This is a genomic window from Rubrobacter taiwanensis, assembly GCF_004337705.1.
Taxonomy (GTDB): domain Bacteria; phylum Actinomycetota; class Rubrobacteria; order Rubrobacterales; family Rubrobacteraceae; genus Rubrobacter_C; species Rubrobacter_C taiwanensis.
Genome location: NZ_SKBU01000012.1, coordinates 122,904 through 131,532, shown reverse-complemented (window position 1 = coordinate 131,532; position 8,629 = coordinate 122,904). Strand labels below are relative to the sequence as shown.

Below are 8,629 nucleotides of genomic sequence, written 5' to 3'. Positions count from 1 at the left end.
TTCGTAGCGTGCGGGCATATCTCCACCTCGGTCGTTGGCTTGCCCTCCGAGTGAAGCAGACATTTGCCTATATGTCGATTCGCCCTAGGGGTTGAGGATGATCTTGCCGGTAGTTCGGCGCTCCTCCAGCGCCCGGTGGGCCTCGGCGGCGTGCGCGAGCGGGAAGCGAGCGCCGATGGTAAGCTTCAGGCTCCCCGCGGAGATCCAGCCCAGAATCTCCCGCAGGCTCGGGAGGAGCAGCTCAGGACGACGCATGATCTGCGGCAGGAAGAACCCGGCGACCACCTGGTTCTTGCGCATCAGATCCACGGGCGCTATGGTCCCCCGCTCCCCGCTCGCCGCCCCGAAGACGACCATCCGGCCGAAGGGAGCCAGGCAGTGCAGGTTCTTCTCCGGGAAGTCCCCGCCGACCATCTCCAGTATCACGTCCGCTCCCCGGCCGCCGGTGGCCTCCCGCACACGCTCCGGCCAGTCCTCCTCTGTGTAGTTGACGAGCGCGCCGGCTCCGAGCGAGCGCGCCAGCTCCAGCTTCTCCGGCGAGCTCGCGGTCGCGATGATAGTTCCCGCTCCCATGAGCCGGGCCATCTGCACGGCCAGAGTGCCCACACCCCCGGCCGCGGCGTGCACCAGTACGGACTCTCCCTCCCGCAGCCGCCCGGAGGTCTTCAGAACGTGGTAGGCCGTGAGCCCCTGCAACGGAACGGCAGCGGCGCGGTCGAAGTCCAGCCCGTCCGGCACGGGGATGAGCCCCCGCGCCGGAGCCACGGCGTACTCGGCGTAACCGCCCGTCCCTAGCAGCGTCACGACCCGGTCCCCGGGCCGCACGCCCTCTACACCGGCCCCGATCTCCTCTACGACGCCGGCCACCTCCGAACCCGGCACGAACGGGAGCGTCTGGCGCAGGACGTACCGGTCTCTGCGGCGCATGGTGTCGGCGTAGTTGACGCCGATGGAGCGGACCGCGATCAGAACCTCCCCCTGACCCGGCTCCGGGCGCTCTACCTCCGTGTACTCCAGCACCTCCGGGCCGCCAAACTCGCCGACCCTAACCGCCTTCATCCGATCCACACTCCTCCTCTCCACACCCGCTACCAGGCCGTGATGCCGCCGTCTACCACCACCGTCTGACCGGTCATGTAGGCGGCGGCGGGCGAGGCCAGGAAGAGGACCACCCCCTTTATGTCCTCCGGCTTCCCGAAGCGCCGGAGGGGAATGTCCCGCAACATCCGCTCCCCGAACTTCTCGATCAACCCGCCGGACATCTTCGTGGGGAACCAGCCGGGAGCGACGGCGTTGACGGTTATGCCGTGCCGCGCCCAGGATGTGGCCAGATCCCGGGTCATGTTGATAATCGCGGCCTTGCTGGCGTTGTAGCCCACGGTCTGCATGTACTCCGGGTTGCCGCCGACGAGCCCGGCCACGGACGCCACGTTTATAATGGTGCCGCCCTCGCCGCGCGAGATCATGGCCCGCCCCACCGCCTGAGACATCACGAACGTACCCCGAACGTTCACCCGCAGTACCTGATCGAACTTCTCCAGCGGCATCTCCTCAGCCGGAGCACCCCACGTCGCGCCGCTGTTGTTGACCAGGATGTCCACCCCGCCAAAGACGTCCTGCGCCTCTGAGACGACCTTCCCGACGGACTCCGGGTCCGCTACGTCGCAGGCCAGCGCCAACGCCCGACCACCGCAGGACTCAATCTCCGCCGCGACCTCCTCGCAAGCCTCCACCCTGCGGGAGCAGATCACCACGTTAGCCCCCGCCTCAGAGAGCGCCTCGGACATGTACCGGCCCAGCCCCCGGCCACCGCCGGTCACGATGGCGGTCCTGCCCTCGAGGCGAAAGAGATCCAGCACGCTCACCAAGCCCCCTTCCTGGAAGCTAAACGGGACAGATCAGGTAACCATATTGCGGAAGCAACGGAACAGACGCAACCGAAACCGGCCGGCTCAGAGCTCCACCCACCTCTCGGCCCAACCGGAGATGGCCTCCACCACAGGCCGCAGCTCCCGCCCCTTCTCGGTCAACCGGTACTCGATCCGCACCGGCCTCTCGGGGATCACCACACGCTCCACGATCCCCTCCGCCTCCAGCTCCTTCAACCGCTCAGAGAGCATCCGGCCGGTCAGATCGGGGATCTCACACCGGATCTCCCCGAAACGACTCGCCCCCGCAAGCATCGCCCGGATGATCGCGCCACTCCAGCGCCGCCCCACAATCTCCACCGCCCGATGATACCGCGGACAGAACGCTCCCCCGACTTTGTGCCCAACCTCCCGTTCCATGCCCCACAGTCTACCATGTTTAGTAACTTGACGAAACTTAATTACTTTTCTATAGTTGCTTAAGCAGAGTAATTATGTGGGAGGTTTTGGAAGATGCAGTTGGGTGGGCTACACCACGTCACGGCGGTAACGGCGGATGCGCCGGGCAACGTGGCGTTTTACACGGGTACGCTGGGGATGCGGCTGGTAAAGAAGACGGTAAATCAGGACGACGTTTCGGCCTACCATCTCTTCTATGGCGACGAGCTGGGCCGTCCCGGCACGGAGATGACGTTCTTCGACTGGGCGTGGGCGCCGCCGCGGGAGGCTAGGCGGGGCATGATCTCTTCGGTGGCTTTCCGGGTTTCGGGGCGCGAGGCGCTGGAGTGGTGGGCGGCGCGCTTCGACGAGCTGGGGGTTGAGCGTGGGGAGGTCGAGGGCCGTGGAGGTCGGGTGGCGCTCCGGTTTGCTGACCCCGAAGGGCAGCGGCTGGAGCTGGTCGACGACGGCGGGGCGGCTCTGCCGGGCGGGGTGCCCTGGGAGCGGAGTCCTGTGCCCGGGGAGCGGGGAATTCGGGGGCTCGACTCCGTCACGCTGACCGTAAAGGAGATTGGGCCGACCGCGGCGGTGCTTACCCGGGTTCTGGGCTTCCGGAAGGTGGATGAGTATCTGGAGGCCGGGCACAGGGTGGCTGCATTCGAGGTCGGGCCGGGTGGTCCCGGCGCGCGGTTAAGGGTTGAGGAGCGGCCGGACCTCCCGCCTCACCGGCGGGTTGGGGCCGGGGGTGTTCACCACGTGGCCTTCCGGGCTCCGGATGAAGAGGAGCACGCCGCCTGGTGGGAGCGCCTGACGCGGGTCGGGCTCATGGTCTCGCCCATCATAGACCGCTACTACTTCAGGTCCATCTACTTCAGGGAGCCGGGCGGAGTGCTGTTCGAGATAGCCACCGACGGCCCCGGGTTTGCCACCGACGAGGACCCGGCGCGTCTGGGGGAGAGGCTCTCCCTCCCGCCGTTCCTGGAGGACCGCCGGGAGGAGATCGAGGCCAACCTCAGGCCGCTACCCGCCGGGCAGTTGCGCAGCTAGCGGGTCCTAGACGATCGGGGTGCCGGGCCGCTCGAAGATCCTGAACGCTCCGGTCCCCATGGCCACGAGCTCGTCCGAGTCGTTGTAGACCTTCGCTTCGGCGGTAGCGGTGCGGCGGGTGCGGTGGACGACCTCGCTGCGGCACTCGATGCGGCCCTCGCTCACGGGGCCGAGGAAGTGGACGTTCATCTGGGTGGTGGCGATGCGCACACCCACCAGCGCCGCCAGCGCGATCCCCATGGCATTGTCTATGATGGAGGCGTAGACGCCGCCGTGCAGCGTGCCGTTACCGTTCAGGTGAAAGTCCTCGACGTCTATGCAGAGGACGGCCCTGCCGGGCTCCACCTCCAGGACCCGGCTCCGGATGTGGTTGGAGAAAGTGACCCTCTCCTCGAAGTGCCGGACGAGCCGGTCGATCTCTTCCCGGCCGAGCATCTACGCCCCTCCTGCTGCCGCGAGCTGGTGCGCGTGCCGGATCACACCCTCCGCCCGGCGTCCGAAGTCGGCGAAGCGGGAGTCTCTCGTCTGGCCCTTCGCGTAGCGGGCGTAGATCTGCTGCAAGATCACGGCCAGCTTGAAGTAGGCGAAGGTGAGGTAGAAGTGCATCTCTGAGAGGTCGCGCCCGCTAAGCCGGGCGTAGAGCTGCATGAACTCTTCGCGGGTCATGAAGCCGGGCGTATCGGTGACGGCGGGGAGCACGGAGCGGATCTCCTCCGGGTCGTCCGGCTCCACCCAGTAGCTGAGGGTCACGGCGAGGTCGAAGAGCGGGTCCCCGATGGTGGTCATCTCCCAGTCCAGGACGGCGACCACCCGGCTTAAGTTCTGCGGGTCCAGGATCATGTTGTTGAGCTTGAAGTCGTTGTGGATGACGGTCGCCGGCGGGCTTTGCGGCACGTTCGCGGAGATCCAGGCCGTCAGCGGCCCGACCTCCTCCATCTCGCCGGTCTTGGCCTTCTCGTAGCGCGAGATCCAGCCCCTCACCTGCCGCTCCAGGAAGCCCTCCGGGTAGCCGATGTCTCCGAGCCCGGCGGCCTCCCAGTCTATGGCGTGCAGCTCCGCGATCGTCTCCACGGTGGAGGCCGAGATCTGGCGGCACAACTCCCGCGTGGGCTCGCAGCCCTCGGGGAAGGAGTCGTCCAGCACCACTCCCTTCCGGCGCTCCATTATGTAGAAGGGCGCACCGATCACCGACTCGTCCTCGCAGATGGCGTACGGCTTCGGGGCGAGTGGGTAGACGGGGTGCAGCCGGAGCAGGATGCTGGCCTCCCGGATCATGTCGTGGGCCTTGGGGGGGACCGGCCCGAAGGGTGGACGCCGGAGCACCGCCTCCCAGTCCCCGACGCGCAGCAGGTAGGTGAGGTTGGAGGCCCCGGCGGGAAACTGCCGCACCACGAGCTCCCCTTCCGGAACACCCTCGACGTTCGCGCGCAGGTAGCGCCCGACCGCGCCGAGGTCTAGCTCCTCCCCTTCCCGCACCGGGATGGTCTCCCCCCTCTGCTCACCGGCCATCTGGATCACCCTTCCTTCCGGATCTCGGTCAACTGCCCGTCCCTGACCCGGGCCAGCGTTCCGCTCGCGCCCACCTCGGCTGCGAACTCCAGCGTCGGCAGGCGGCCGTTCTCCACGAACCACCGCCCCGAGCGGCTGGCCTTCAGCACCTCCAGCACCCGCCCCGTGCAGCGGCCGCCCAGCTCGAGTGCCAGCGTTGCAGCGTCGTTAAGCCGCCAGCCGCCGGTATCCAGGCAGGAGAGCAGGACCGCGGCCCCGGCGAAGTCGTCGAGCACGAAGCGCCCCCGGGAACCGGCGCAGATGATGTACACCGAGTCGGGCCCCTTCGCCTGCAGGTACTCCGCAACGGCCGGAGCGTTGCGCAGGCTGGCGATCAGGAGCTCCCCGGCCGGAGCGGCCTGGGCGATGGCCCGGGTGCCGTTGGTGGTGACGAAGACCACGTCTTTGCCCGAGACCACCTCCGGCGGGTACTCTTCGGGGTAGGGACCGTGGTCGTAGCCTTCTATGGCGAGAGCGTCCTGCTCCCCGCCCCGGAGCAGGGTCCCATCATCCAGCTTTTCGCAGAGAGCCTCCGCCTCCTCCAGAGTCGCCACGGGGAACACCCGGCGCGCCCCGTTCTCCAGGATGGTCACGAGCGTGGTGGTGGCGAGCAGCACGTCCAGCACGACGGCCGTGGCTCCGGGGAGCCGCTCCGGAGCTATCTCGTGCCGTGACATTAGCACTCTGAGCCTGCGCCCCTCGGACATACGCCTCCGGATCATACCGGCGGAGAGGCCCCCGTCCGGCTCACGCCTGAATGTTCGTCATCTTCCAGCGGGTGTGCTCCCCGAGACCCTCCGCCTCCGGGAACTCCTCGCCCCTGGAGAGCTGGACCCGGACCGGGGGCAGCATCGTCCCCCGGTTACAGATGTACGTGCCGGTGAAAGGTGCCCGGTCCCCGGGCCTGAAAACCTGCCCGTACGGCCGGTAGCGGGCCCGCACGTTATCCAGAATCGAAGCCATTATCTAACCCTCCCAAAAACGCGCTCAGCTCAGGGTGACGAAGCGGGCGTCCCGGAAGCCGGGGATCTTCAGGATCTCCTGCAGCACGGCCTCCGGGACGGGCTCGTCCACCGTGATCGCCATGGCGGCCCGGGTGCCGGGCGCGCCGCGGCCCACGGCCATGTTGCCGATGTTTATACCGTGATTCCCGAGTATGGTGCCGACCCGTCCGATCATGCCCGGCACGTCCTCGTTCAGGATGAAGAGCATGTGCTTCTCGGGGATGATGTCCATGGTGTAGCCCTGGATCTCCACCAGCCGGGGCTCCATCTTGGGACCGATGAGCGTGCCGCTCACCACGCTCTCCCCGGCTCCGCCCTCCAGGCGCAGCGTTATGAGGCTGGTGTAGTCCGAGCTCTCCGGGATGCGGGAGGTCTCGACCCGCAGGCCCCGCTCGCGGGTTAGCGCCGGTGTGTTAACGTAGTTTAGCGGCTCGTGAACCATGTTGGTCAGGAGACCCTTCTGCGCCGCCACGTCCAGAAGGCGCGTGTCGCGGTCGGCGATCTCGCCCCGGTACTCGACCTTCAGGATGTTGCCGGGCCGGTCGGTGAGCTGGTACAGGAGACGGCCCAGAATCTCGCAGAGCCCGGCGAACTGCGCCACGGACTCCGCGCCTTCGCCGACCGGGACCGGAGCGTTGATGGCATTGACCGGGACCCCGCCCCGCAGAGCCGCCGCGACCTGCTCGGCGGCCGTGACGCCCGCCCGGTCCTGGGCCTCGACCGTGCTGGCCCCCAGGTGCGGGGTGACCACCACGTTAGGCAGGTCGAAGAGCGGCGAGTCGGTGGCCGGCTCGTCCTCGAAGACGTCTATGGCAGCCCCGGCGATCCGGCCCTCCTTCAGGGCCCGGTAGAGCGCCTTCTCGTCCACTATGCCGCCGCGCGCCACGTTGATGATGTAGGCGGTCGGCTTCATCATCGAGATGGCCTTCTCGTCCACCAGGCCGACCGTCTGCGGCGTCTTGGGCACGTGCAGCGAGATGAAGTCCGCCTCGCGGTAGATCTGCTCCAGGCTCTCTGCGGGCTCCACGTTCATGTCCCGCATCCGCTCCGCGGCGACGTACGGGTCGTAGGCCAGCACACGCATCCTCATCCCGAGAGCGCCCCGCGCCACGATGGAGCCGACGTGCCCGATCCCGATCAGCCCCAGCGTCTTCCCCGCGACCTCCACGCCCTTGAACGCGCTCCGCCTCCACTGCCGCTCTCGCAGCGAGGCGTCGGCGTGCGGGATGCGCCGGGCGACGGCGAGCATCATTCCCAGAGTGTGCTCCCCGGCGGCGACCGTGTTGCTCTCCGGGGCGTTGGCTACCAGGATGCCCCGCCGGGAGGCGGCCTCGAGGTCTATGTTGTCCACCCCGATCCCGGCCCGGCCGATGGCCTTGAGCCGGCCGGCCCGCTCGATGACCTCCGCCGTCACCTTCGTGGCGCTGCGGACGATGAGGCCGTCGTACTCCCCTATACGCTCCAGCAGCTCCTGCGGCGAGAGGTCGTAGAGGGTGTCTACCTCGAACCCCTCCTTTCTGAGGAAATCTACGGCTACATCCGCCAGCTTCTCGGTTACGAGTACCTTCACACCTTCGCTCCGCTCTTCGAGAAGACTCTCTGGGCCGCACCGACGCCCTTGCCCAGCTCCACGGGATAGCCCTGAGCCTCCAGCGCGAGCTCGGTGGCGGCGATGGTGGCGATGATGTCGTAGGCGTCGAAGTACCCGCAGTGGCCGATGCGGAAGATCCTGCCCTCCATCGGACCCTGCCCCCCGGCGACCTGGATGCCGTGCTCCCGGAAGATAGCGCGCACCAGCTGCTTGCCGTCTATGCCCTCCGGGACCCAGGCGGCGGTGACCGCCGAGTTCATATCCTCGTCCGGCCCGAAGAGCCTGAGCCCCATGCCCTTGATGCCCGCGCGCGCCGCGCGTCCGAGCAGCACGTGCCGCTCGAAGACGTTCTCCAAACCCTCATCCAGCAGCTGCCGCAGCGCGAGATCCAGCTGCATGATGACGCTTACAGCCGGGGTCCACGGCGTCTGCGGCGGGGTCTTGGCCGCCGCCTTCTTCGCCGCCGTCCAGTCGAAGTAGTAGCGGGGCATCCTCGACTCCTCGTGCGCCCGCCACGCCCGCTCGGAGACACTCACGAACCCGAGCCCCGGCGGCGTCATGAGCGCCTTCTGCGAGCCGGCCACGACCACGTCCACGCCCCACTCATCGGTCCGGAGCTCGCACGCCCCAAGACCCGAGATCGCATCCACCACCGTAACGACGCTCTCGGTCGCCTTCGCGAAGCCCTGGATGTCGTTCACGGTGCCCGTAGAGGTCTCGGAGGAGACGCAGACGGCGGCCGTGATCTCCGGGTCGTTGGCGAGCGCCTCGGCCACCTCGTCGTTGTCGGCCTTCTGGCCCCACCCGTACTCCAGCTCCACGACCTCCAGGCCGAACGCCCGCCCCATCTTAACCCAACGGTTGCCGAAGTTGCCGTTGTTGACGATGAGCACCTTGTCCCCGGGCGAGAAGAGATTCTGCACGACGCCCTCAAAGGCCCCGGTGCCGCTCGCAGCGTAGATGAAGACGTCGTTCTCGGTCATGAAGACCCGCTTGAGGTTCTCGTTCACGCGGGTGAACACCTCGCCGAACTCCGGCGTGCGGTGGTGGATGATCGGCAACGCCCCCGCCGCCGATACCTCCGGCGGGATGGGGGTCGGACCGGGCGACATCAGACGGTACTTGTTCTGCAT

Annotated in this window: 10 protein-coding genes; 1 reads left to right on the top strand and 9 read right to left on the bottom strand. The window is 67.7% G+C overall.

The features are described from left to right. Positions 1-84 precede the first annotated feature (84 nt). The 3 genes from E0L93_RS06430 to E0L93_RS06420 all read right to left on the bottom strand — a co-directional run bounded on the left by E0L93_RS06430 (position 85) and on the right by E0L93_RS06420 (position 2,288). Positions 85-1,059, bottom strand: a complete 975-nt coding sequence (locus tag E0L93_RS06430; RefSeq protein WP_132690078.1) for a quinone oxidoreductase family protein — start codon at positions 1,057-1,059, stop codon at positions 85-87. 29 nt (positions 1,060-1,088) lie between these two features. Further along, positions 1,089-1,865: an SDR family oxidoreductase gene (locus tag E0L93_RS06425; protein ID WP_132690075.1), complete on the bottom strand. Its 777-nt coding sequence runs from the start codon at positions 1,863-1,865 to the stop codon at positions 1,089-1,091. Between the two features lie 87 nt (positions 1,866-1,952). Further along, positions 1,953-2,288 (bottom strand): winged helix-turn-helix transcriptional regulator, encoded by a 336-nt coding sequence (locus E0L93_RS06420; protein ID WP_132690072.1) that lies wholly within the window; start codon positions 2,286-2,288, stop codon positions 1,953-1,955. A 93-nt stretch (positions 2,289-2,381) separates the two neighbouring features. Between E0L93_RS06420 and E0L93_RS06415 the strand changes: the two genes are divergently transcribed. Next, positions 2,382-3,353: a ring-cleaving dioxygenase gene (locus E0L93_RS06415; RefSeq protein ID WP_132690069.1), complete on the top strand. Its 972-nt coding sequence runs from the start codon at positions 2,382-2,384 to the stop codon at positions 3,351-3,353. 6 nt (positions 3,354-3,359) lie between these two features. On the opposite strand, the gene E0L93_RS06410 is transcribed toward E0L93_RS06415, so the two are convergent. The 6 genes from E0L93_RS06410 to E0L93_RS06385 form a co-directional block, all read right to left on the bottom strand. Continuing rightward, positions 3,360-3,788: a PaaI family thioesterase gene (locus E0L93_RS06410; protein ID WP_132690066.1), complete on the bottom strand. Its 429-nt coding sequence runs from the start codon at positions 3,786-3,788 to the stop codon at positions 3,360-3,362. Beyond that, a complete protein-coding gene (locus tag E0L93_RS06405) occupies positions 3,789-4,862 on the bottom strand; it encodes a phosphotransferase family protein (RefSeq protein WP_132690063.1) in 1,074 nt (357 codons plus the stop codon). A gap of 5 nt (positions 4,863-4,867) precedes the next feature. Continuing rightward, a complete protein-coding gene (locus E0L93_RS06400; protein ID WP_165874196.1) occupies positions 4,868-5,578 on the bottom strand; it encodes a 2-phosphosulfolactate phosphatase in 711 nt (236 codons plus the stop codon). A 70-nt stretch (positions 5,579-5,648) separates the two neighbouring features. Next, complete coding sequence (locus tag E0L93_RS06395; RefSeq protein ID WP_132690058.1) at positions 5,649-5,864, bottom strand: YjzC family protein; 216 nt, start codon at positions 5,862-5,864, stop codon at positions 5,649-5,651. Between the two features lie 24 nt (positions 5,865-5,888). Beyond that, positions 5,889-7,475, bottom strand: a complete 1,587-nt coding sequence (serA, locus tag E0L93_RS06390) for a phosphoglycerate dehydrogenase (protein WP_165874195.1) — start codon at positions 7,473-7,475, stop codon at positions 5,889-5,891. Continuing rightward, positions 7,472-8,629 carry a pyridoxal-phosphate-dependent aminotransferase family protein gene (locus tag E0L93_RS06385; RefSeq protein WP_132690054.1) on the bottom strand — a complete coding sequence of 386 codons (1,158 nt, stop codon included), beginning with the start codon at positions 8,627-8,629 and terminating at the stop codon, positions 7,472-7,474. The genes serA and E0L93_RS06385 overlap by 4 nt, the downstream gene beginning before the upstream one ends.

Bases quoted from the DNA above. Each gene is read 5' to 3' on its own strand.
- E0L93_RS06405 (WP_132690063.1), bottom strand. From the start codon at position 4,862: ATGGCCGGTGAGCAGAGGGGGGAGACCATCCCGGTGCGGGAAGGGGAG.
- E0L93_RS06430 (WP_132690078.1), bottom strand. From the start codon at position 1,059: ATGAAGGCGGTTAGGGTCGGCGAGTTTGGCGGCCCGGAGGTGCTGGAG.
- E0L93_RS06415 (WP_132690069.1), top strand. From the start codon at position 2,382: ATGCAGTTGGGTGGGCTACACCACGTCACGGCGGTAACGGCGGATGCG.
- E0L93_RS06420 (WP_132690072.1), bottom strand. From the start codon at position 2,288: ATGGAACGGGAGGTTGGGCACAAAGTCGGGGGAGCGTTCTGTCCGCGG.
- E0L93_RS06385 (WP_132690054.1), bottom strand. From the start codon at position 8,629: ATGCAGAACAAGTACCGTCTGATGTCGCCCGGTCCGACCCCCATCCCG.
- E0L93_RS06395 (WP_132690058.1), bottom strand. From the start codon at position 5,864: ATGGCTTCGATTCTGGATAACGTGCGGGCCCGCTACCGGCCGTACGGG.
- E0L93_RS06400 (WP_165874196.1), bottom strand. From the start codon at position 5,578: ATGTCACGGCACGAGATAGCTCCGGAGCGGCTCCCCGGAGCCACGGCC.
- E0L93_RS06410 (WP_132690066.1), bottom strand. From the start codon at position 3,788: ATGCTCGGCCGGGAAGAGATCGACCGGCTCGTCCGGCACTTCGAGGAG.